The sequence below is a fragment of the Vibrio sp. QJM3NY_39 genome, from assembly GCF_057785895.1.
The window spans coordinates 931,846-953,977 of sequence record NZ_CM173505.1 but is presented as its reverse complement, the minus strand read 5'-3'; the positions used below and the strand labels follow the sequence as shown (position 1 = coordinate 953,977).

The 22,132-nt window shown below is 44.7% G+C and carries 22 protein-coding genes; 6 read left to right on the top strand and 16 right to left on the bottom strand.

The features are described from left to right. Positions 1–84: 84 nt before the first annotated feature. The 4 genes from AC3CHU_RS04440 to AC3CHU_RS04425 form a co-directional block, all read right to left on the bottom strand. Positions 85–1,284, bottom strand: coding sequence for a NupC/NupG family nucleoside CNT transporter (locus AC3CHU_RS04440; protein WP_004734178.1), 1,200 nt, complete (start codon positions 1,282–1,284; stop codon positions 85–87). 204 nt (positions 1,285–1,488) lie between these two features. Beyond that, the gene (locus AC3CHU_RS04435) at positions 1,489–2,409 is read right to left on the bottom strand and encodes a LysR family transcriptional regulator (RefSeq protein WP_004734177.1); all 921 of its coding nucleotides are present in this window, start codon (positions 2,407–2,409) and stop codon (positions 1,489–1,491) included. Positions 2,410–2,561: 152 nt separating this feature from the next. After that, positions 2,562–3,560: a lytic murein transglycosylase gene (locus tag AC3CHU_RS04430; protein ID WP_017079489.1), complete on the bottom strand. Its 999-nt coding sequence runs from the start codon at positions 3,558–3,560 to the stop codon at positions 2,562–2,564. Between the two features lie 30 nt (positions 3,561–3,590). Continuing rightward, complete coding sequence (locus AC3CHU_RS04425; protein ID WP_017084079.1) at positions 3,591–3,881, bottom strand: YcgL domain-containing protein; 291 nt, start codon at positions 3,879–3,881, stop codon at positions 3,591–3,593. Positions 3,882–4,102: 221 nt separating this feature from the next. On the opposite strand from AC3CHU_RS04425, the gene minC reads away from it, so the two are divergent. Genes minC through minE form a run of 3 tightly spaced genes read left to right on the top strand, consistent with a single transcriptional unit; the run spans position 4,103 to position 5,869 of the window. After that, positions 4,103–4,765, top strand: coding sequence for a septum site-determining protein MinC (gene minC / locus AC3CHU_RS04420; RefSeq protein WP_017084080.1), 663 nt, complete (start codon positions 4,103–4,105; stop codon positions 4,763–4,765). Between the two features lie 21 nt (positions 4,766–4,786). Continuing rightward, on the top strand, positions 4,787–5,599 hold the full coding sequence (gene minD, locus AC3CHU_RS04415; protein WP_009848498.1) for a septum site-determining protein MinD: 813 nt from the start codon (positions 4,787–4,789) through the stop codon (positions 5,597–5,599). Between the two features lie 6 nt (positions 5,600–5,605). Continuing rightward, on the top strand, positions 5,606–5,869 hold the full coding sequence (gene minE / locus AC3CHU_RS04410; protein ID WP_010436847.1) for a cell division topological specificity factor MinE: 264 nt from the start codon (positions 5,606–5,608) through the stop codon (positions 5,867–5,869). A 113-nt stretch (positions 5,870–5,982) separates the two neighbouring features. Here minE and rnd read toward each other — a convergent pair whose 3' ends face one another. The 8 genes from rnd to AC3CHU_RS04370 form a co-directional block, all read right to left on the bottom strand. Continuing rightward, positions 5,983–7,101 carry a ribonuclease D gene (rnd, locus tag AC3CHU_RS04405; RefSeq protein ID WP_371722691.1) on the bottom strand — a complete coding sequence of 373 codons (1,119 nt, stop codon included), beginning with the start codon at positions 7,099–7,101 and terminating at the stop codon, positions 5,983–5,985. Between the two features lie 142 nt (positions 7,102–7,243). Beyond that, positions 7,244–8,938: a long-chain-fatty-acid--CoA ligase FadD gene (gene fadD / locus AC3CHU_RS04400; RefSeq protein ID WP_004734190.1), complete on the bottom strand. Its 1,695-nt coding sequence runs from the start codon at positions 8,936–8,938 to the stop codon at positions 7,244–7,246. Positions 8,939–9,044: 106 nt separating this feature from the next. After that, positions 9,045–10,001, bottom strand: coding sequence for an alpha/beta hydrolase (locus tag AC3CHU_RS04395; RefSeq protein ID WP_171314092.1), 957 nt, complete (start codon positions 9,999–10,001; stop codon positions 9,045–9,047). Positions 10,002–10,048: 47 nt separating this feature from the next. After that, positions 10,049–10,609 carry a Slp family lipoprotein gene (locus AC3CHU_RS04390; RefSeq protein ID WP_474356249.1) on the bottom strand — a complete coding sequence of 187 codons (561 nt, stop codon included), beginning with the start codon at positions 10,607–10,609 and terminating at the stop codon, positions 10,049–10,051. Positions 10,610–10,648: 39 nt separating this feature from the next. Then, entirely contained in the window at positions 10,649–10,954 is a 306-nt protein-coding gene (locus AC3CHU_RS04385; RefSeq protein WP_017074520.1) for a hypothetical protein, read from the bottom strand. Positions 10,955–11,045: 91 nt separating this feature from the next. Beyond that, complete coding sequence (tsaB, locus tag AC3CHU_RS04380; protein ID WP_017079483.1) at positions 11,046–11,747, bottom strand: tRNA (adenosine(37)-N6)-threonylcarbamoyltransferase complex dimerization subunit type 1 TsaB; 702 nt, start codon at positions 11,745–11,747, stop codon at positions 11,046–11,048. Between the two features lie 59 nt (positions 11,748–11,806). Then, positions 11,807–13,735 (bottom strand): DNA repair helicase YoaA, encoded by a 1,929-nt coding sequence (yoaA, locus tag AC3CHU_RS04375; RefSeq protein WP_488525133.1) that lies wholly within the window; start codon positions 13,733–13,735, stop codon positions 11,807–11,809. Between the two features lie 160 nt (positions 13,736–13,895). After that, positions 13,896–14,096 (bottom strand): hypothetical protein, encoded by a 201-nt coding sequence (locus AC3CHU_RS04370; protein ID WP_054547191.1) that lies wholly within the window; start codon positions 14,094–14,096, stop codon positions 13,896–13,898. A gap of 282 nt (positions 14,097–14,378) precedes the next feature. Here AC3CHU_RS04370 and purU point away from each other — a divergent pair, with 282 nt between their 5' ends. Beyond that, positions 14,379–15,212, top strand: coding sequence for a formyltetrahydrofolate deformylase (gene purU / locus AC3CHU_RS04365; RefSeq protein WP_488525132.1), 834 nt, complete (start codon positions 14,379–14,381; stop codon positions 15,210–15,212). Positions 15,213–15,394: 182 nt separating this feature from the next. Here the strand turns inward: purU and AC3CHU_RS04360 are convergent, their stop codons facing one another. After that, positions 15,395–15,991 carry a VOC family protein gene (locus tag AC3CHU_RS04360; protein WP_017110320.1) on the bottom strand — a complete coding sequence of 199 codons (597 nt, stop codon included), beginning with the start codon at positions 15,989–15,991 and terminating at the stop codon, positions 15,395–15,397. Between the two features lie 350 nt (positions 15,992–16,341). On the opposite strand from AC3CHU_RS04360, the gene argS reads away from it, so the two are divergent. Continuing rightward, positions 16,342–18,075, top strand: a complete 1,734-nt coding sequence (gene argS, locus AC3CHU_RS04355) for an arginine--tRNA ligase (RefSeq protein WP_017088029.1) — start codon at positions 16,342–16,344, stop codon at positions 18,073–18,075. A 412-nt stretch (positions 18,076–18,487) separates the two neighbouring features. Further along, positions 18,488–18,916: an HIT family protein gene (locus AC3CHU_RS04350; protein WP_488525131.1), complete on the top strand. Its 429-nt coding sequence runs from the start codon at positions 18,488–18,490 to the stop codon at positions 18,914–18,916. A 137-nt stretch (positions 18,917–19,053) separates the two neighbouring features. Here the strand turns inward: AC3CHU_RS04350 and AC3CHU_RS04345 are convergent, their stop codons facing one another. Genes AC3CHU_RS04345 through AC3CHU_RS04335 form a run of 3 tightly spaced genes read right to left on the bottom strand, consistent with a single transcriptional unit; the run spans position 19,054 to position 21,776 of the window. Then, the gene (locus AC3CHU_RS04345) at positions 19,054–19,284 is read right to left on the bottom strand and encodes a FeoC-like transcriptional regulator (protein WP_086049824.1); all 231 of its coding nucleotides are present in this window, start codon (positions 19,282–19,284) and stop codon (positions 19,054–19,056) included. After that, entirely contained in the window at positions 19,281–21,554 is a 2,274-nt protein-coding gene (gene feoB / locus AC3CHU_RS04340; RefSeq protein WP_004734202.1) for a Fe(2+) transporter permease subunit FeoB, read from the bottom strand. Before feoB ends, AC3CHU_RS04345 begins: the two co-directional genes overlap by 4 nt. Beyond that, positions 21,555–21,776, bottom strand: coding sequence for a FeoA family protein (locus AC3CHU_RS04335; protein ID WP_004734203.1), 222 nt, complete (start codon positions 21,774–21,776; stop codon positions 21,555–21,557). Positions 21,777–22,132: the final 356 nt, after the last annotated feature.

Below are 22,132 nucleotides of genomic sequence, written 5' to 3'. Positions count from 1 at the left end.
TACTATAGGGAGAGCAAAGCCACGATTAGCTAACTGGGTGGTTATGGCCCAGTTAGAAAGTGCTTATAAGTCACCAATGATTACTTATAGAGAAAGCACCACGCCGGCAATCGCTGCGCTCATTAGGTTGGCAAGCACACCCGCACAAATTGCTTTAAAGCCGTATTGTGAGATGAAAGAACGACGCTCTGGAACTAAGCTGCCCAAACCGCCAATCAAAATGGCCATCGTAGAGATGTTGGCAAAACCACATAGCGCGAAAGTAACGATCGCTTTTGAGTGCTCACTCAGTGCGTCTTTTACGTCCATTAACTGGATGAAAGCCACAAACTCGTTCACAACGATCTTGTTACCGATCAGCGAGCCTGCAACCACAGCCTCAGACCACGGCACACCGATCAGCCATGCAACGGGCGCGAACACATAACCTAGGATAAGTTCGAAGCTTAGGTTTACGCCAAACCAGCCACCAACAATACCTAACAAGCCATTCAGCATTGCTATCACACTGATAAAGGCCAAAAGTGTCGCACCCACTGCAACGGCAATACGAAGTCCAGACATAGCCCCATCTGCCATTGCCTCGACTACGTTTGTTGCTCGTGGAATTTCAACGTCAGACTCAATATTTTCTTGAGCCTCATCTGCGCTACCTGGTACCAAAATCTTGGCCATCAATAGACCAGCAGGAGCAGACATGAATGCCGCAGCGATCAGGTAGTTCAAATCAACACCAAGCGATGCATAACCGACTAGCGTGCCACCAGCTACAGAAGCCAAACCACACACCATGACGGCAAACAGTTGTGAATCCGTCATGTGCTTCAAGTAAGGTTTAACCACCAATGGCGCTTCGATCATGCCAACAAAAATATTCGCAGTAGCAGACAGTGACTCCGCACGGCCTGTACCTAAGAACTTTTGCAAAGCACCGCCGATTAGGTTGATCACCTTTGGCATAAAGCCGATGTGATACAAACCTGAAATCAATGCAGAGAAAAAGATAATGATGCCGAGAACGTTAATAGCGAATACAAATCCGTTATTCGTTAGGCCACCAAATAGGAAGTTAATCCCCTCTTGACCGTAGTTGATCAAGCTAGACACTGCACCAGTGGCTGCATTCAGCACTTCTTTACCCATTGGCACATACAGAACCAGTAGGGCGAATGAGATTTGCAGTAAGAAAGCCAAAGAGACGGTTCTTAGCGGGATATTTTTTCTGTCCGTAGATAGTAACCAAGCGGTTACTAAAATAGTGATAATTCCAAGTAGGGAAGCCATGTGCGTCAACCTAAAGTTGTAGGTAGGAAAGGCGACGCATTCTATAGAGGAAATCGTTTGCGGCAAGTTGAGGTTGTTAATGTGATGTTGGTTGAATCACTCTTTAATAGTGAATTTCACTAAGTAATTGAATTTTAATAATTAACTTTGATTAAAAAACAAACTTTTTCCATATGGAAATTATATTTATAGATTGGGAAACAGTTAGCGGTGCAGTTCAACGCAAGTTTTGAGGTTTTTGTCCCAATAAGTCGGCGATCCGATATGATCTTTGATGAACTCAATCACTGCTGAAAGCTTCTTCGGCATGTTCTTTCTACTCGGATACACGGCATAGAATGGCATCAGCTGACTCGCTCGCCATTCCGGTAAAACTTGGATGAGCTTGCCCGTTCTAAACTCTTCTTTGACTAAGTAAGTCGCTAGGTAAGCAACGCCCCAACCTGATACTGCCGCGTCTCGTACCGCTTCAGCCAAATCCACCGAGTAATCGCCCGCCACTTTAACACTGAGATTTTCTTGGCCGTTATCAAATGCCCATGACGTGTAATCACGTTCACGGCTGCGGTAGATAAGGCAGTTATGGTCAATCAGATCAGATGGCACGTGTGGAGTCCCTGCCTTAATCAGATAATCCGGTGATGCGGCTACCACAAACTGGCTATCGGCTAAACGCTGCGCAATGTAACCTTCAGGCAAGTCTTCATTGTTAGTGATCCAGAGATCCAAGCGCTCCTCAATCATGTCCACTTTGTAATCGAACAAATGCACTTCAATTCTCAGCTGAGGGTAAAGCTGTCTAAGCTGGTCAATCGCTGGAATGATATGCAGTGTGCCAAATGACTGAGACAAGCCTATACGGAATATTCCAGAAATGTCGTCACGCTGGCTATCCATGTCCATTTGAGCCGCTTTCACCGTATTGAACAGCTGCTCACAATGCTGATAGAACACTTCTCCAGCTTCGGTTAACGTAAGGCTGCGTGTGGTTCTTTGCACTAACTTGATACCTATCGAATCCTCGAGCAAAGCAATTTGTTTACTGATGTGAGATACCGACACATTCAAGCTTTTTGCTGCACTGGTAAAGCCTTCATGCTTGATCAACGCATGGAATATCACCATCTGTGCGGCTCTATCTGTTAGCACAAAACCACCTTCTTAAATATCTGAAATATAAAATAAAAAGGACTCCGAAGAGTCCTTTAATCTGTTCTGCCTATAGTAGGCTAAATGCTATTCAAAGCGACCTAGTTCTATTAATCAGATTGAGTCTATTAATCAAACTTAATTCTATCGGCTAGGTGGCTGACCGCCAACGCAAAGTAATAAGAACGATTCCACTTCATTAACACATTGTAGTTGTTGTAAATGAGGTACGAACGACCCGTTTCATCGTCCGGCATTATCAACCAAGCTTTTATATCTTCATCAAGTGTAGGCAGTGGGCGATCGTCATAACGCTTAATACCAAGTTCAGACCACTCTTTTAGGTATTTCGCTTTGTCTTCGTCTCGACCTTGCATCTCAATAGACACGGTTGATGGAACGTGAACCTGACGCCCCCAAGTATATTTGTCATCCCAACCCGATTGGCTGAGATAATTCGCCGCCGAAGCAAACACGTCTTCTTCAGTACCCCAAATATCTTTCTTGCCATCACCACTGCCATCAGCGGCGTAAGCTAAAAATGAGCTAGGCATAAACTGAGGTTGCCCCATCGCGCCAGCCCAAGAGCCTTTCATCTCTTTTGGTGCAATATGGCCTTGATCAAGAATCTTCAATGCCGCCATCGCTTCGCTACGGAAGAAGGCTTCTCTGCGACCTTCATAAGCCATGGTTGTTAGAGCATCAATAACACTGTAATTCCCCGTGAACTTACCAAAATTACTCTCTACACCCCATAGAGCGACAATGAATCTTGGTTGAACACCATATTCATCCCCAATACGCTTTAACGCTGTGTAGTGTTTCTTATAGAGTGATCTCGCCTGCTTCACTTTCCAGTCAGGAACCGCACGTGGAATGTATTCATCCAGAGTCAGTTTCTTTTCAGGTTGGTTTTTGTCGGCTTTTACCGCTCTTGGCTTAAACGTCACACCATCAAAAGCTTCATCAATGATCGCTTCCGAAATACCTTCTTCACGACCTTGTTGCTTTAGTTTTTCTACATATTGCTCAAAGCTAAGCTCTTCAGCTTGAACTGAGCCAATGGTCAGGCTATTACCCAATAGTAATGCCGACACAGCCAATATGGTTTTCGAAAATTTACTCAACGATCACTCCTCCTTGAATTGAGGTGGCTATCACTCTTCGTCTTGACCTTTTTTTTGAGCTTTACGCTCTTTATGAAGCTCAAGTTCGTTAACTGGTGGTGGCGGAACCTGCAAAAAGAAACCATCGGTGTTCAGTGATTCTCTCACTTTATCGATGTTCACTTGAGCCAGTTTACGACCGTCCATTTTAATTACCATTACAAAACTAGGTTTACCAAACATTTGCATCAATGCGTCAGGAACTTGTGAAAAATCATCCTTCTTAGGGATATAAAGGTATGTTCCTTCTTTCTTTGAACTTTTATATATAGAACACAGCATGACAAACCTTTTTTAAATGTTTATGACTACAAAACTCTCACTTGCGAGATCAATAGTTTATGTTAGGGAAATATTGGGAACAAAACGTTCATTTGACAACAAGATTACTTGCTGTGCTTGGTTTGGGAATATAACATGATAAACCTAGTTTCAGGCAATGCCCTTTATTTTATTGATAAAGAAATTGTACCAATCCGCTATTGAGGTCCTGTAGTTTTTCGATGTCTAGTAACCCAGATCTAAAAGGTAGCAGTTTCACGCTATCTGTTTTGCACTTATCCGATGATCAAGTCGAAAATGCAGTGTCTTTTCTTCAAGAGAAGGTAGACCAGGCACCCACTTTTTTCGCAGCTGCGCCTGTTGTTATCAACATTAGCAAAGTCGCGGGCGATATAGATTTCGTGCAACTGAAAAATGGTATATCTCAAGCGGGCATGATCCCGGTTGGTGTGGCAGGCTGTTCAGATAAACGCATGCAAAACTTAGCCAGAGATGCAGGTTTTGCCGTGATGACAGCAAGTAAATCACCTTCTCAAGCTCCGGCGAAGATGGCCCCGATAAAGGTGGTGAGAACCCCGATACGTTCTGGTCAGCAAGTGTATGCGAAAGATGGCGATCTATTGATCCTCAGCCATGTGAGCGCTGGCGCAGAAGTGATTGCCGATGGCAGCATCCACATTCATGGCACTTTACGTGGCCGTGCAATTGCAGGTGCAAGTGGTCAAACTGAAGCAAAAATAATTTGTAATGATTTACAAGCCGAGCTGGTTTCCATTGCAGGAAATTACTGGCTCAGCGATCAAATTGAAAGCGAGTACTGGCAGAAGAAAACCATGTTCAGTATGGCAAACGATGTATTACACGTTGATGTCCTCGCAATATAAGAGAAATAAAAGGAAAACAGAATGGCACGCATTATCGTTGTAACGTCGGGTAAAGGCGGGGTAGGCAAAACGACCTCCAGTGCAGCTATTGCCTCGGGTCTGGCTTTAAAAGGGAAGAAAACCGCAGTCATCGACTTTGATATTGGTCTGCGTAACCTAGATTTAATCATGGGTTGTGAGCGTCGTGTTGTGTACGACTTCGTTAATGTTATCAATGGTGAAGCGACGCTGAACCAAGCGATGATCAAAGACAAGCGTACAGAGAACCTGTTCATTCTTCCTGCTTCTCAAACTCGTGATAAAGATGCACTGACGAAAGATGGCGTCCGTCGTGTGTTTGATGAATTGGATGAAATGGGCTTTGATTTCATCATCTGTGATTCTCCTGCGGGTATCGAGCAAGGCGCTCTGATGGCGTTGTATTTCGCTGATGAAGCGATTGTGACGACTAACCCTGAAGTCTCTTCTGTACGCGATTCAGACCGCATTCTAGGTATTCTTGACTCTAAATCTCGTCGTTCAGAAGACGGCTTGGAGCCAGTGAAAACGCACCTTCTATTGACTCGCTACAACCCAGCACGTGTAACTCAAGGTGAGATGCTAAGTGTTGAAGACGTTGAAGAAATCCTGCACATCTCTCTACTGGGCGTGATTCCAGAGAGCCAGGCAGTACTGAACGCATCGAACAAGGGTGTGCCAGTTATCTTTGACGAAGCAACCGACGCAGGTATGGCTTACAATGATACTGTAGAGCGACTACTGGGTAGCCAAGTGGACTTCCGTTTCTTAACGGAACAGAAGAAAGGCATCTTCAAAAGACTGTTCGGGGGCTAATACGCAATGTCATTATTAGAGTTTTTTAGACCACAGAAAAAGACAACCGCAAACCTAGCCAAAGAGCGTTTGCAGATCATTGTTGCCGAGCGACGCAGCCATGACGACCCTGCACCGTCATACTTGCCGCAACTGAAAGAAGACATCTTGAAGTGTATTGCGAAGTACGTTGAAGTCGATCCATCAATGGTTGATCTGACATTCGAACATAAAGATGACGACATCTCAGTATTAGAGCTGAACGTTAAGCTTCCAGAAGAAGATCGATAAGTCGAGCCTGAGCTGTGCTTATCAATACTCAATAAAAAAGAGAGCCTAGGCTCTCTTTTTTATGTCTGAAACTTTTATCTCTAAAGCATTCGTTGCTTACTACAAAACTAAAGTTACTTGATTGCTTTATTTAGCTTCTCGCCAACGACATCTAGACGCCAACCTTGCATGACATCAGGCAGCTTCTCTGGGTTACGATCGTACTTCCAAATCCAGCTTAACATTTGGTTAAGTTGCTTCTTCGACGCCAAAAACTCAGTCGCTAAACCACTGTGTTGCGATGCTGTTTTCACTTCATCTTTCAACACTTTGAAAAGTTGCTTGTAACCTGGGTAGTCCATTAGACGTTCTACTGGCGCTGGGTACTCTTCTTCTGGCGTATGCTCAGCCAATTTCACGATTGAGCTGATCTTCGCACCATGGCGACGTACAGAGCGGTAATCAAACCCTTCCTGCTCCATATGCTTAGGATCTTTCATTGCAAATCGAGCTACAGCCCATAGGTCTTGTTCTTTAAAAACAAAGTTCAACGCTAAATCACGCTTAATCGCTTCTTTTAAACGCCAAGTTGCTAGAGGTCTTAAAATCGCTAGCTGTTGAGGTTTTAGCTGCCACGCGCCTTTAATATCAAGGTAAGCGTTGTCTGGGTTTGCTTTACGGATGCGCTTAGCCACTTGTAAATCAGACTCTTGTTGCGCCGCTTCCCACCAGCCTGCTTCCATCACTTTTTCGAGAAGCTTGTTGTACATTGGCATCAAGTAGTGAACGTCTGCCGCTGCATAGTCGAGTTGCTTTTGAGAAAGCGGACGCGCTAGCCAGTCAGTACGAGATTCACTCTTATCTAGGTCAACACCTACAAACTCAGAAACTAGAGCCGCAAAGCCAGTTGAAAGACCATGACCTAAGAAGGCTGCCATGATCTGCGTATCAACCATTGGTGTTGGCGTACAGCCAAATGCGTTCTGGAATACTTCTAGATCCTCGCCACACGCATGTAACACTTTCAGTACTGAAGTGTCTTTCAACAGCCCAACAAACGGGGTCATTTCATCAAGAGCAATAGGATCAATCAGTGACAGCGTTTCACCATCAAATAACTGAATTAAGCCTAATTGAGGGTAATAGGTTCTTGTACGAACGAACTCTGTATCAAGCATAACAACATCGGCTTCACGTGCTTGTTGGCAAACTCGCTCAAGGTCTTTAACTTGGGTAATGATTTGATAATCCACAAAAACTCTCACTGATTTTACTTTGATCGCCGGATACAAAAATGCCGACATTAACTGTCGGCATTCTAACACCATTTTTCAGCGCTCGCTTAGATTAAGCGCCTGAATGGTTTGGGGGGCTAATTTCTTGCAAACCCGAGCATTACTCGCTTGCGCGTTTGGCAAGCTCTGCGTCGTTTTCTTCACGAAGTACTCGGCGCAAGATCTTACCTACATTGGTTTTTGGTAGTTCTTCACGGAACTCAATCAATTTAGGGATCTTGTAGCCAGTTAGGTGTTCACGACAGTGCGCGATAATGTCTTCTTTGGTTAGGCTAGGGTCACGTTTCACAACGTAAATCTTAACCAGCTCACCAGACACCTCATGAGGTTGGCCGATAGCCGCAACTTCTAACACTTTGCCATGCAGAGCCACTACGTCTTCGATCTCGTTCGGGTAAACGTTGAAGCCCGACACTAGAATCATGTCTTTCTTACGGTCTACGATGTACAACAAGCCTTCGTCATCAAACTTAACGATATCACCAGTCGATAACCAACCGTCTTGGTCGATCACTTCTTTGGTCGCTTCTGGACGTTGCCAGTAGCCTTGCATCACTTGAGGACCACGAACCTGCAATTCACCCACTTGGTCATTACCAACCACTTTACCTTCATCATCAACAATACGAACTTCTGTTGAAGGTACTGGTAGGCCGATTGCACCTGTGTAGTCTTTCAGATCATATGGGTTACCCGTGACCAAAGGAGCACATTCGGTTAAACCATAGCCTTCAAGTAGGTGGACACCTGTCGCTTTCTTCCATTGCTCAGCAACAGCGCGTTGAACCGCCATACCACCGCCAACAGATAAACGCATATTACTGAAATCCAACTCGTGGAAATCTTCGTTATTGACTAGCGCATTGAACAAGGTGTTTACGCCAGTAATCGCGGTAAATGGAACCTTTTGCAGCTCTTTAATAAAGCCAGGAATGTCACGAGGGTTAGTAATCAGAAGGTTACGACCACCCATCTCAACAAACAGTAAGCAGTTCACAGTCAGTGCGAACACATGGTAAAGCGGCAATGCCGTTACGACTAATTCACGGCCTTCTTGCAGAACAGGGCTATATGCCCCTTTCGCTTGAAGTACGTTCGCAATCATATTGCGGTGCGTTAGGATTGCGCCTTTCGCTACGCCCGTTGTACCACCCGTGTACTGTAGGAATGCGATGTCATCGCCAGCCATAAATGGCTTCACATACTGGAGGCGACGGCCTTTATGCAGCGCTTTTCTGAATGAAATAGCACCCGGCAGATCGTACTTAGGCACCATGCCTTTTACGTATTTCACTACAAAGTCGACAATCGTACCTTTTGCTCGTGGCAGCATTTGCCCCAAGCTGGTTAGCACAACGTGTTTAACCGGAGTTTTATCAACAACTTTCTCTAGTGTGCTCGCAAAGTTAGAAACGATAACAATCGCCTTTGCACCAGAATCATTCAGTTGGTGTTCAAGTTCACGAGGCGTGTACAGTGGGTTGACGTTCACTGCAATCATACCTGCACGCAGTACACCAAAGAGTGCAATTGGGTATTGCAGCAAGTTTGGCATCATAAGCGCGACACGATCGCCTTTCTTCAGTTTTAGATCATTCTGCAAATAAGCAGCAAAAGCACGACTGCGCTCTTCAAGCTTACGGAATGTCATGATAGAACCCATGTTCTCGAATGCTGGTTGGTCTGCGTACTTCTGTACCGACTGTTCGAACATTTCAATAAGAGATGGGTACTGATCTGGGTTGATCGTCTCTGGTACGTCACTTGGATAACGTGAAAGCCAAGGTTTGTCCACTATGTTACTCCTCGTTTATCAGCTGACGACTGCTTCGCCGCTTTTTATCATTGCGGTATTACAGCACAGCTTTAGTGCATGAGCACTAAAAGGCTCAAACACTTGTTTAAATTTTGTTAACTACACCAAGAATTAGCTCTGAAACTAGCTCTGGGCTCTCTAAATGGCAATGATGTCCGCCAGGAACAGTCTCTATATTCAGAGAACTATGGGCTGATTTGTAGCGATTATGCTGCAAATGTCGGAATCCATCATTTCCTAAAACTATTAATTGAGGGCATTCAATAGCCGCCATGATCGCTTCAGCATGCGCTTGTGACATTCGATATAACGAGTCACATTTTAGGTTAGGGTCGCATCGCCATTGCCAAGAGTTATCAAACTCGGCACTACCTTGAGCTACAGTCGTTTGATCAAAAGCAGCTTGATCTACTGTCGCTTCCTCAAAAGCAACTTTAGCAACAACAGCTCGATCAACAGTACTTAGCTCAACGATTCCTCGTTCAACAATAGGAGCAATAAGTTCTGCTTTGATTTGGTTGGCGTGAGCTCTCAGCTTAATAGCATCCTCAAGACTTGCTAGAGGACGTGAAGGCTTTCTTCGCTGTCGAAGACGACTGAGTACCCCATCCCTCAAACGAGAGACTGTTTCGTGGGGAGCTTCTGAAAGAGGTCCATGACCTTCAATTTGAATTAATCCTGACACCTTTTCAGGAAAGGCGGCACTATAGCAACTTGCGATCAATGCACCAAGTGAATGTCCTACCAGTACCAGTCTGTTTGGCGATAATTTAGTCACCAACTGATGCAAATCATCAATATAGTCGTGAAATGGGTAATAACTCCCCGGTTTATGCGACGAGAAACCGTGTCCGAAGAGATCGATAGCAACGAGGTGAGTATCTGGAGAAAGCTTGGCTATTTGCGGCATAACTTGAGTGAAACTTGCAGAATTATCTAGCCAACCATGAATAAAAACGACCGTCGTTGCGGTCGTTTTCGGGTTGCCAATCTGTTGTGTTGCAAGCGTCCCGCTCGCAAGGGAATATGACTTTTCAATCATTGATTGTATGGTGTCCCTATCGTTTAGTGTGTCGATCTCAGGTTCGACTATTCCACATCTTGAATCACACGACCTGACTTAGGCATGGTTTGAAAGCTGCGACAATGCAAACTGCGGCAAGAGTAATAGGTTGGCGCAAAGTCGTTGATGACCACTCGCTCGGTGATCTGCCATAAGCGTTGGTTGTAGACATTCATTACTGGGAAGGTATAAGGATATTCACCAACGGTGCCATCTTCAGTGCCATTTGATGTTCCAACCAAGGTGATTAAACGGCCTTCAGCAAAGCTCAAAGGTTCTACATAACCATCAATGTAAGCGACAAAGCGCCCTTTTGGCTCGGCATCAATATCTGGCTTACCGCTGCTTGAGATCGGCATGTTAACCACTTCAACACGAGTCTTATCTTGTAAATTTGTCACCTTGGCAATCACACCACCTAAGCGAACATCACCAGCGTCTGGCACTGTGTTTACCCACTCTTGGTAGTCCGTCACGACTTGTTCAGAGTTTGCATTAAGTTCTTCAGGCAAAGAGGAGCAGCCCATCACCATCGAAGAGAAAGCGACAAGGAAAAATAAGCGAGATTTAGAAATGAGAGAAAACATAATGCTGGTCCTTAGAACAGGATAAATAAAAGCACAAAGCTAGATATAAATATCGACCCCAATAAGCTTCGCAAGTTCCTCTTTTTTAGCTTGATTCATCACATCCATATACTCTTCCATCGCACGTCGTCCACGCCCTTCTGGAAGATCATATTGAACCTGAGCTTTGTGAATCTCAGATTCTTTGACTTGGCGAATGGAATGCGAGACAGCATTCGCTACCTTAGTTGGCTGACCAACTGAGGTTTTTGCATCGCCTTTTTTTACCTCGTTCTTTTTATTGGTTCGATTGGTTTTGGATGTGTTGCCTATCGAAGAAGGAGGTAAGCCGTTTATTGAAACCATGCTTAAGGAATTTTGTACCTAATTTTAATGATTTTGTATCTGTTTTAATTTTGGCTCTGCAAAGTGAATGCAGAGCCAAAATAATACGTATTTACTCGCGACCTGGCAGTTTCTTCCACGTCACTTTGTCACGCAGGTAAACTGGCTCAGACTCTTCAGCTGCAACCGCTTTGCCTTCTGCATAAGCAAATTGAGCAAGGAACGCCATATCTTGAGCTTCTGGGAACAGAACCTCACACGCTTTAGTGTTGATCGCTAGTGTGTCCATGTGCTCTGCGTACGCTTCCCAACCGGTGCCTACTTTTGCCCATGTCTCAGAATCCACTTCAAGCTGCGCAGCCAATTCGCTTGGAGGTGTGACACATTCAGCATCAACTGCAGTCCAACGACCATCGTCTTCACGGCTGTAACGAGCCCAGTAGACTTCACTCATGCGAGCATCAATCGCTGTAGCTACGTGAGTTTCCCCAAATTTACGGTAGCTGCCTTGCGCCATCGCTGCCAATGTAGACACACCGATCATCGGTAAATCAGCACCAAAAGCCAAGCCTTGAGCAATACCGATACCAATACGCACACCCGTGAAACTGCCTGGGCCTTGGCCAAACGCGATTGCGTCGATATCGGTTAAAGCGACATTCGCTTCTTTCAGTACTTCATCAACCATAGGTAGAATTTTTTTCGTATGGTCTCGAGGAGCCTCTTCGCTACGTGCGAACACCTGGTCACCCATTACTAGTGCAACTGAACAGTTTTCAGTTGCGGTATCTACTGCAAGAATTTTCGCGCTCATTCGTGTCTCAAATATTCGTTATCTAATCTAAAAATAATGGCTAAGCTCAACAATGCCAATTACTCAGCAGCGGTTGAATGGTCTTTAGCTAAGAATTCTCTAATGATCCCTAAGTCACGGGTACGTGGGATAGGCGGTAAACTCGCCAAAAACACACCACCGTAATCGCGGGTCACCAAGCGGTTATCGCAAATAATCAAAGCACCATTATCACGCTTATCACGTATTAATCGGCCAACACCTTGTTTCAAGGTAATCACTGCGTCTGGTAACTGTACTTGTGCAAACGGATCACCCCCTTTTAGTTTACAGTCCTCGATTCGAGCCTTAAGTAATGGGTCGTCTGGGGCGGTAAAGGGCAATTTATCGATGATAACACAGCTTAACGCGTCGCCCCTAACATCGATACCTTCCCAAAAGGCACCAGTGGCCACCAGCAATGCGTTACCTAACTCCATGAATTCGGCTAAGGTTTTTTGCTTACTTGTCTCACCTTGTAACAGAACTGGAACCGAGAGCGTTTCACGGAATCGCTCCCCCAACTCTTTCATCATGCTGTGTGAGGTGCACAAGAAGAAACAGCGACCTTGGTTTTGCTCAATCACAGGGGTCAACATTCTTACTAGCTTATCCGCTAAGCCCGGGCTATTTGGTTCGGGAAGATAGCGAGGCACACACAAGCGCGCCTGATTTGGATAGTCAAACGGGCTTGGCAGTGAAAACTGTGCTGACGGTTTTAACCCGAGTCGAGAAGTAAAATGGTCAAAATCATCCGACACAGCCAAAGTTGCAGAGGTAAACACCCAGGCACCCGGTTTCAGCTCAATCTGCTCATGGAATTTATCCGCAACCGAAAGAGGCGTGATGTGCAAAGCAAAGTGTCGAGGCGTGGTGTCATACCAATAGGAATAACCGGTAATCGACACGTCACATACACGTTCAATGCGCGATTTGATCATAGTGGCACGTTCAAAAGCCGTGTCTAATAACTGGCTTCGACCCAATGCTAATTTCAATACATCGACTGCAAGCTGCAACGCATCTTGTAAACGCACTAGCTCTCTTGCAATCGACTCTGACTTCAACGCCTCACGCCAGTTACCGCGAAATCCTGTGTCGCCGAGCACAATACGTAGGTCAGCAGCTGATTGAATTAGCCTCTCGCCAACCTTTTGCAACTGACGCATGTCTTTGGCTTCAGTGCGGTAAGCAATTTCAATGTCTTTAGCTAGTTCTTGGATTTGTCGGCTTGATACTGATTGTCCAAAGTACTGACTGGCGATATCTGGAAGTTGATGCGCTTCATCGAAGATAAACACATCAGCCTCTGGAATAAGCTCACCAAACCCGGTTTCTTTAATCGCTAAATCCGCAAGAAACAGATGGTGGTTTACTACGACCACATCCGAATCCATCGCTTTTTTGCGCGCTTTCAGCACAAAGCAATCGGTGTAGCTTGGGCATTCTTTACCTAAGCAGTTGTCGTTGGTTGAGGTAATAGTTGGAATAACTGGGCTATCTTCAGCAATGTCATCACAATCGCCTAAGTCACCAGTTTGAGTCGCCGAAGACCAACTGCGCACTTTCACCAACTGCGCTAACAATGTTGGATCGGTATGAGTGCCATGACTTTCGATCATCTGGCGGCTCAAGCGGTCTAAACACAAATAGTTTGAACGACCTTTCAGCAGGGCAACCTGACCATAAAAGCCAAGCGCATCAACCATTAATGGTAAGTCACGATGAAACAACTGCTCTTGAAGGTTTTTAGACCCCGTACTGATGATAGTTTTCTTGCCACTTAGCAGCGCTGGCACGAGGTAAGCAAACGTCTTGCCGGTACCTGTCCCCGCCTCAACAACCAGTTGGCTTTGTTGCTCAATGGCTTGTGAGATCGCTTCAGCCATATCCAGCTGAGCTTGTCGTGGTTGAAACCCAGGGATCGCTTTACCCAGAGCACCATCAGCAGAAAACGTTTTAGATATCATAGAGTACGTGGTTTAGAAAAATAGAAGGCGAATTATGGCAGGTTTAGTGAGCCGGCGCGAATCAGAAATGACTGCGCACCGGAGGTGTCTATCGAATAGAACATGGCAGGCTAAGTCCTTCTTACCAACCTAGCCCAAAACAAATGAAAGGGTTGTTTAACTACTTGCGATTCAAATAACGAGATAACCAAGGCGCACCAGAAAAACCGGAATCACTTGGTTGCATAGCTTTAGCAGCATCAGTCGGAGAGGCCTTGTTTTCCCACATTTCATCAAGAACGTTGCCGTCCACCTGAACATCACCCACTAATGAATTTACACGCTTACAGTACAACTTTTTCGCTAGTAACTCTTTATCCATAAATGATCACCTATGCATGGCTGAAATGTTGGCTCGCTCTAGTGAAACTTGACCGAGAATATCGGTTAAAACCGTCAGAAATCTAACCTCTACCTGAATTTATTAAGCTTCTCAATTTATGAATCCCCTAAATGAACGGTAGATTTTGTTGAAACCAAATTGATAATAGATTAATTATAACGGTGATATTGCGGCTCAGTTCACCGTTCGACGGCCTGCATTAAATTTGAAGAATCCCGATTTCATATAATAAGTGCAACATTTCATGGAAGTAAGATGCAAATGGAAAGAAAAACTTTATTAACACATTGTACTGACGCCCCAGGCCTCATCTCAAAGATCACCAACATTTGTTACAAGCACCAACTCAATATTATTCACAACAATGAGTTCGTTGATAACACTAGCGGCCACTTCTTTATGCGTACCGAGCTAGAGGGTTACTTCAATGACGAAACCTTGCTTGCCGATTTAGACCAAGCGCTGCCAGAGAATGCGAAACGTAAGCTGATGGGCTCTTCTCGTAAGCGTGTCGTGATACTCGTGACTAAAGAAGCTCACTGCCTTGGCGATATTCTAATGAAAAACTTTGATGGCAGCTTAGATGTCGAAATCGCAGCGGTGGTTGGCAACTACGATACTCTGCAAAGCTTGACCGAGCGTTTTGATATTCCTTATCATCATGTTTCTCACGAAGGATTAAACCGTGAAGAACATGAGAAGAAGATGCTTAAAGTGATTGACCAGTACGAGGCGGACTATCTGGTGCTTGCTAAATACATGCGAGTGCTGACTCCGGGGTTTGTTGAGAAGTACAACCACAAAATCATCAACATTCACCACAGCTTCTTACCAGCATTCATTGGTGCTAAACCATACCAACAAGCTTATGAGCGCGGCGTAAAAATCATTGGCGCAACAGCGCACTTCGTGACAAACGATCTCGATGAAGGGCCAATCATCAAGCAAGACGTGATTCCAGTGGATCACAACTTCAGTGCGAAAGACATGGCTCAAGCGGGTCGTGACGTAGAGAAGAACGTGTTGAGTAAGGCTTTAAACAAAGTGATCAATGATCACGTGTTTGTTTACGGTAACAAGACTGTGATTCTGTAAGTCGCTTATTTAAGTAATACTTCCAGTTAGAACCCAATAAAAAACGCGCAACAGAGTTAACCCATTGCGCGTTTTTTGTATCTGGTGATTAGACTAGCTTTTAGAGATTCCCAACTACGCTCCTTCGTCGCTATCGGGAATGACGAAGTCGGGAACCTATTTCCAGCTATTCTCTGCTCAAATTAAGCCTGTTCTGACTCAACAATCTTCTTCAAAGAGTGTGGATGCAGCTTGATGCAAATACCTTGATGCTTAAAAGCTACCGTTGGGTTATTCAAACGTTCACCCTCGCCTTTCGGGCTAGAGAGTTTTATCTTAATACCTTGCTCTGCCAGAGTTTCAAACTTAGCAGCGAACTGTGGATAGGTTTCTTTAAGATCCGCTAGATACTCATCGGCAGTCTGTGCGTGAGAAGGAATCACGAACTCAACGTGCTCCCAGTCTTGAGACGGGTAAGTTTTACCTTCTGCAGGGTACGGAAGCTCTAAGCACTCAATCTTCCAACCAAGACTTTGCAGTGGTTCATCGAAAGCCAACACCACAATTGGACGACCGTTGATCATCGCTTCTGAAATCGTCGAGCCGTATTCAGACCATGCTTGATGTGCTGATTTCGCAAGCTCAGTTTCATTGATTCTTAATGCAATATGATCCGCTTGAGCAAAGCTTAAATCTAAACCCAATGTATTTCCTAGGTTCTCAATTTTCGCCATAAACGTATCAAGGCGCGCAATCATTTGTTGTGGTTCTAGTTCGGCTTGCTTCAGGCTCATCGTCATTGTCTTTGTTCTCCAAATAATGACTGCATGGTATCAGTTTTACTTGCAGCAACAAGCGTTGCTTTTACAAAAAAACGTTCAAAAAGTACGGTGTCTTACTTTCCTAAATAGACAAACTTGGCTTGGTCAAAGTCGATTGTCAAAAACCCCTCAGGAAATGTTAATTTTCTATCAATTCGACCTATAAGAAACCCCACAAAATTGGTATGATTAACGCCATTTTTGTGAACTTAAACAGAGTCTGCTGTTCATTTCGGCATTAAATCGTTAACTCGAAGCATAATTAACCAAGTTTAATACCCACGAAATAACGGCCACTCTTATTCATCCTTGAATTGAAGGAAACGCGTGTGAATATCCAAGCACTGATTAATGACAAAGTATCTCAGGCTCTAGAAGCCGCTGGCGCACCTGCAGGCTCTCCTGCGGCTGTTCGCCAATCTGCAAAACCACAATTTGGTGACTACCAAGCAAACGGCGTTATGGGTGTTGCTAAACGACTAGGCACTAACCCACGAGAATTTGCTCAAAAAGTATTGGACGTTCTAAACCTAGACGGTATCGCTTCTAAAGTTGAAATCGCAGGTCCAGGTTTCCTAAACATCTTCCTAGATGAAGCATTCCTAGCACAACAAGCAGACGCAGCACTGGCTGACTCTCGCCTTGGTGTTACAGCGGCTGAAGCACAAACGATTGTTGCTGACTACTCAGCACCAAACGTTGCAAAAGAAATGCACGTTGGCCACCTACGTTCAACGATCATCGGTGATGCTGTTGTTCGTACACTAGAGTTCTTAGGCCACAAAGTTATCCGTGCTAACCACATTGGTGACTGGGGCACTCAATTCGGTATGCTTATCGCAAACCTTGAGCGCATCCAAGCTGAAACTGGCGAAGTTTCAATGGAACTTTCAGATCTTGAGCAGTTCTACCGTGAATCTAAAAAGCTTTACGACGAAGACGAAGAATTCGCAGTGAAAGCACGTGGCTACGTAGTGAAACTGCAAAGCGGCGACGAGTACTGCGCTGAAATGTGGAAAAAGCTGGTTGACGTAACCATGGTTCAAAACCAACGTAACTACGATCGCCTGAACGTATCACTGACACGTGATGATGTAATGGGTGAAAGTATGTACAACCATATGCTTTCAAACATCGTTTCTGACCTACAAACACAAGGTCTAGCAAAAGAGTCTGACGGCGCACAAGTTGTATTCCTAGACGAATACAAAAACAAAGATGGCGACCCGATGGGCGTTATCGTGCAAAAACGTGACGGTGGCTTCCTATACACCACCACCGATATTGCCTGTGCTAAATACCGTTTTGAAGAACTGGGCGCAGACCGCGTACTTTACTTCATTGACTCTCGTCAGCACCAACACCTAATGCAAGCTTGGACTATCGTTCGTAAAGCGGGTTATGTTCCTGAATCTGTATCTCTTGAGCACCACGCGTTTGGCATGATGCTAGGTAAAGATGGTAAGCCATTTAAAACTCGTGCAGGCGGTACAGTACGTCTTGCTGATCTTCTGGACGAAGCAGAGGTGCGTGCAACTCAGCTGATTGAGTCTAAAAACCCTGAGCTAGCAGAAGACGAGAAGAAAACCATCGCAAACACAGTTGCAATGGCGGCGGTTAAATACGCAGACCTTTCTAAGCACCGTACCACTGATTACGTGTTCGACTGGGAAAACATGCTGGCATTTGAAGGTAACACGGCACCGTACATGCAGTACGCGTACACTCGTGTAGCTTCAATCTTTGCTAAAGCAGGCATTTCTATGGACTCTCTTGAAGGTGAAATCAAAATCACTGAAGAGAAAGAGAAAGCACTTATCGCGAAACTTCTACAATTTGAAGAAGCGGTACAGTCTGTTGCTCGTGAAGGTCAACCGCACATCATGTGTAGCTACCTGTTCGAACTTGCTGGTCAATTCTCTAGCTTCTACGAAGCGTGCCCTATCCTTGTGGCTGAAGATGAAACAGTTAAACAGAGCCGCCTGAAGCTTGCTGCACTGACAGCTAAGACTATCAAGCAAGGTCTGTCGCTTCTAGGTATCGAAACTCTAGAGCGCATGTAATTCCCTTCGGGTTACAATGAATAAATACAAAGGTTGATGTGAGAGCATCAACCTTTTGTTTTATCTGGAGTTTTCGTTTACTCGTTTATCTTTGCGACTAGTCGGCCTACGCAGCAAGAGCTCTCCTACTACGCTCCTTCGTCGCTATAGGAGATGACGAAAATAAGTGTCGTTAGTCCAACTCTTATCAAACTACACCGAATCGTTACCCCCTATAGTTAGGGACAAACGTAATAGAAAATCTCCTCCAAACGCGTAACACAAGCAAAGCCATTCGCTAAAACTCTCCCCGCCCGTCATTCCCTACAGTGAGGAACGAACGTGATAGGGAATCTGCTTATTGAGAACGTAAGCGCTAGCCACATCCCAACTCCAACCTTATACTCAAGTAAAACAATTAATTGGAAAGATCATGAGCTTTGAACTTCACCCACAGTTAGCAAAAGACACCACGCTTATCGGCGAATTTCCACTAAGCTTGGCACTGCTAAGCAAAGACAGTGCAGTGCCTTGGGTTATCTTGGTACCCAAACGCGCCAACCTAAAAGAGTTGCACCATCTGCCAATGAAAGAACAACAGCAGTTCTTGCTTGAGTCTCAAGCGGTAAGCCAAGCATTAGAAGCGACGTTCCAACCAGACAAGTTAAACCTAGGCGCGCTGGGTAACATGGTGCCACAACTGCACATTCACCATATTGCACGTTTCAAAGACGACATCGCGTGGCCAAGTCCAGTATGGGGCAACACCAAAGGAGAACAGCGCAGTGAAGAAGAACAAGCCGCAATCCATACTCGCATTCAAAACGTTTTATCGCTGAGCTCTATCTTCAAGAAAGTGTAATTCGAGTTCATCTCATTACGCTTTAAAGCAAGGCTGTTCAGAATAGACACATGACAAAAAACCGCTCATCTAAAATAGGTGAGCGGCTTTTTTATTGTCTAATCTCGTCGTTTTCAACGAGAGTATTGAGCTCTGAACTACATCATCACATTCAGTGACAAACCATCTTGTTTGCTGATGGTGTAACGAATACGTGTTGTATGTCCATGCTTGTTGGTGTCAACCAAGCGAGATATCTTACCTTTCTTGACCCACACACTCAGCATCGCATCGACACCGTCTTCACTCATTCCAAACTTAGACGCCAGTTCACTACGAGCAGCGACACCTTCGTTATCAATGTATTGATGAAGTTCAGTTAAAATCATACTACTTGCACCTCTAGCGCTTTTTGCTTACTGCCGATTTTCTTGAAGACGCGATACGTCACCACAAAGCCACCAGCAATTGCCACCATCCACACAGCACTACTTACTGGGTGTACAGCGAAGTTTGCTGCTTGGTAGTAGAAGGTTGCACCGAAGTAACCAAGAGCCATTGTCCATACCGCAATGAAGCGGGCAAACGTCTGACCAAACTCACGAACATAAGCGCCCATCGCAGCAACACAAGGTGTGTAAAGCAGGATAAGAATCAAGTAAGCAAACGCAGCGTGGCCTGATACAAACTTGTCTTTCAAGTTACCAAAGATCGAAGTATCAACCTCTTGATCCGCAGCCACAGAGCTTGAGTCAGACAAGTCGCCCACTTCAATGCCTAATGGATCTGAATAGCTCAAACCAGCTAGGTTTTCAGGGATGGTCATGACGGCTTCTTGCAAGCTTGCTGCTAAATCGAATTCAGCCGCTTCTTCGTCTGATGGCGTCGTGTACAAGCTGTTTAATGTACCAACAACGGCTTCTTTCGCAAAAATACCCGTAATAATACCAACCGTTGCAGGCCAGTTCTCTTCAGTAATGCCAATAGGTTGGAACACTGGAGTCACAACTTGAGCCGCTTTAGATAGCACAGAGCTTTCGCTGTCTTCGTTACCAAAACTGCCGTCCATACCTAATGAGTTCAGGAAGCTAAGAATAGCCACAACCATTACGATGGTTTTACCTGCGCCAAGCACGAAACGTTTCAGCTTCTGCCAAGTTTTCAGCATCACGTTTTGCACGGTCGGCAATTCGTAATCCGGCATCTCCATAACCAAGCTATCACTGCTACCAGGATAGATAGTATTTTTAAGGAATAAGCCCGTAAATACAGAAGCAACAATACCCATGATGTACAGAGCGAATACGACATTTTGTCCCGCACCAGGGAAAAACGCAGCTGCAAATAGTGCATATACTGGCAAACGAGCACCACATGACATAAACGGAGCCATTGATGCTGCCAGTTTACGTTCACGCTCTTGGTCAAGAGTACGAGTTGCCATGATTGAAGGTACGTTACAACCAAAACCAAGTACTAACGGAACAAACGCTTTGCCCGGTAAACCAATCTTCTGCATCACTTTATCAAGTACAAATGCTGCACGAGCCATGTAACCCGAGCTTTCTAATACCGCTAAGAACAAGTAAAGCGCGGCAATAACCGGAATAAAGGTCGCAACCGTTTGAATACCACCGCCGATGCCATCGGCAAGAATGGTGACTAGCCAAACCGGTAAATGGCCATCTAATAAGTGGTGTCCACCATCAACTAATATTGCGCCAACACCAATATCAAAGAAGTCGATAAACGCACTACCGATATTGATAGAGAACATGAACATTAGGTACATGATGACGAAGAAGAAAGGAATACCGACCCATTTATTCAAAATGAATTGGTCTGCTTTCTCAGTAAAGTTACGGCTTAGTTTACCTTCACTGCGACGAACACGTTTACAAAGGTCATGTAAGAAAGTGTATTTAGCGTCAGCAACAGCAAGGTCAATATCGAAATCGGCACCTAGGCGCACACTGTCGATTTGAGTACGAGTTTGAGGAGCCAATCCGTTCAATACTAAGTAATCATTTTCTAAAGCACGAATAGCCAGAGCTCGGTGAGATACGTCAGCATCATCAAATTGTGACTCAACAGAAGGGATAAGAGCTTCTAACGCGGCATCGTAATCAATAGAGATAGGATCAAGACTCACACCTTGAACAAGCAGTTTATGCAGACGCTCTTTAAAACGTGCAACTTGGCCTTTGTCGTTTGCAGACAAGCTTAAAACTGGACAGCCAAGCTCTTTCTCTAGCGCTTTAAGGTTAATCACCTGACGCTCACGCTTTAATACATCCATCTTGTTCAATACAACGATCATTGGGCGACCCAACTCTCGTAATTGTAATGTCATGTATAAGCTTCGTTCTAAGCAGCTTGCATCTACAACATTGATGATCACATCTGCAGGGTGAGTTAGCACAGCACGAGACGCGATAGATTCATCGATACTGTTCGCATCATTACCACTGTCTAGTGCGTAGATACCCGGTAAATCCGTTAGCTGAAACTGATCACCAGCGTGCGAATACAAACCCGTCTTCTTTTCTACAGTTACACCAACCCAGTTACCAACGTGCTGCTTAGCACCAGTTAAGGCGTTAAATAATGTTGTTTTACCACTATTCGGGTTACCAACGGTAAGAACTTGATAATCCATTTAGATAACCTCGATTTGTTCTGCAATGCTTTCACGAATGGCGATAGAAACACCTCTCACCTCCACTTGAAGTGGATCACCCATCGGCGCACGACGGATTAGCGTCACCTCAGTTTTTGGCAACATGCCCATAACCATAAGTTTTTTTCTAACGTCCGGTGTTAAGCCTGTTAGTGCAACAATAGAAGCCGCTTTTCCTTGCTCGAGTTGTGAGAGTTTCATAAATGCCCAATTCGTGACTGATAATGAGAAAGATTGTTATTACCGCCATAATACACATACATGACCACAATTCCATTGTGTGAAATCAATGTTTTCGAAAATACATACTCGTAAATTTCGTTAAAAACGTTTACGTCAAAAACGTTACTTTCAACAAACAACGAGAACTACCTCACTAGTACCAATCAAGAAAAACCAACACAAATCATTAATTATCAATAACTTAAAATAATGTCGGTTTTCTCATGGCCATCTGTCGTTAATTTTATAAGTAAAATAAGTGGGCAGACGTATAGTTACTCCAACGAAGAGAAACTACTTCTCTTTAATTTTATTCCAGAGGTGATGTGGCTTGC

Bases quoted from the DNA above. Each gene is read 5' to 3' on its own strand.
- AC3CHU_RS04350 (WP_488525131.1), top strand. From the start codon at position 18,488: ATGAGCTTTGAACTTCACCCACAGTTAGCAAAAGACACCACGCTTATC.
- AC3CHU_RS04345 (WP_086049824.1), bottom strand. From the start codon at position 19,284: ATGATTTTAACTGAACTTCATCAATACATTGATAACGAAGGTGTCGCT.
- AC3CHU_RS04395 (WP_171314092.1), bottom strand. From the start codon at position 10,001: ATGATTGAAAAGTCATATTCCCTTGCGAGCGGGACGCTTGCAACACAA.
- AC3CHU_RS04435 (WP_004734177.1), bottom strand. From the start codon at position 2,409: ATGGTGATATTCCATGCGTTGATCAAGCATGAAGGCTTTACCAGTGCA.
- purU (WP_488525132.1), top strand. From the start codon at position 14,379: ATGGAAAGAAAAACTTTATTAACACATTGTACTGACGCCCCAGGCCTC.
- feoB (WP_004734202.1), bottom strand. From the start codon at position 21,554: ATGGATTATCAAGTTCTTACCGTTGGTAACCCGAATAGTGGTAAAACA.
- AC3CHU_RS04360 (WP_017110320.1), bottom strand. From the start codon at position 15,991: ATGACGATGAGCCTGAAGCAAGCCGAACTAGAACCACAACAAATGATT.
- minD (WP_009848498.1), top strand. From the start codon at position 4,787: ATGGCACGCATTATCGTTGTAACGTCGGGTAAAGGCGGGGTAGGCAAA.
- AC3CHU_RS04370 (WP_054547191.1), bottom strand. From the start codon at position 14,096: ATGGATAAAGAGTTACTAGCGAAAAAGTTGTACTGTAAGCGTGTAAAT.
- AC3CHU_RS04335 (WP_004734203.1), bottom strand. From the start codon at position 21,776: ATGAAACTCTCACAACTCGAGCAAGGAAAAGCGGCTTCTATTGTTGCA.
- minE (WP_010436847.1), top strand. From the start codon at position 5,606: ATGTCATTATTAGAGTTTTTTAGACCACAGAAAAAGACAACCGCAAAC.
- AC3CHU_RS04390 (WP_474356249.1), bottom strand. From the start codon at position 10,609: ATGTTTTCTCTCATTTCTAAATCTCGCTTATTTTTCCTTGTCGCTTTC.
- AC3CHU_RS04385 (WP_017074520.1), bottom strand. From the start codon at position 10,954: ATGGTTTCAATAAACGGCTTACCTCCTTCTTCGATAGGCAACACATCC.
- yoaA (WP_488525133.1), bottom strand. From the start codon at position 13,735: ATGATATCTAAAACGTTTTCTGCTGATGGTGCTCTGGGTAAAGCGATC.
- AC3CHU_RS04440 (WP_004734178.1), bottom strand. From the start codon at position 1,284: ATGGCTTCCCTACTTGGAATTATCACTATTTTAGTAACCGCTTGGTTA.
- minC (WP_017084080.1), top strand. From the start codon at position 4,103: ATGTCTAGTAACCCAGATCTAAAAGGTAGCAGTTTCACGCTATCTGTT.
- tsaB (WP_017079483.1), bottom strand. From the start codon at position 11,747: ATGAGCGCGAAAATTCTTGCAGTAGATACCGCAACTGAAAACTGTTCA.
- AC3CHU_RS04425 (WP_017084079.1), bottom strand. From the start codon at position 3,881: ATGCTGTGTTCTATATATAAAAGTTCAAAGAAAGAAGGAACATACCTT.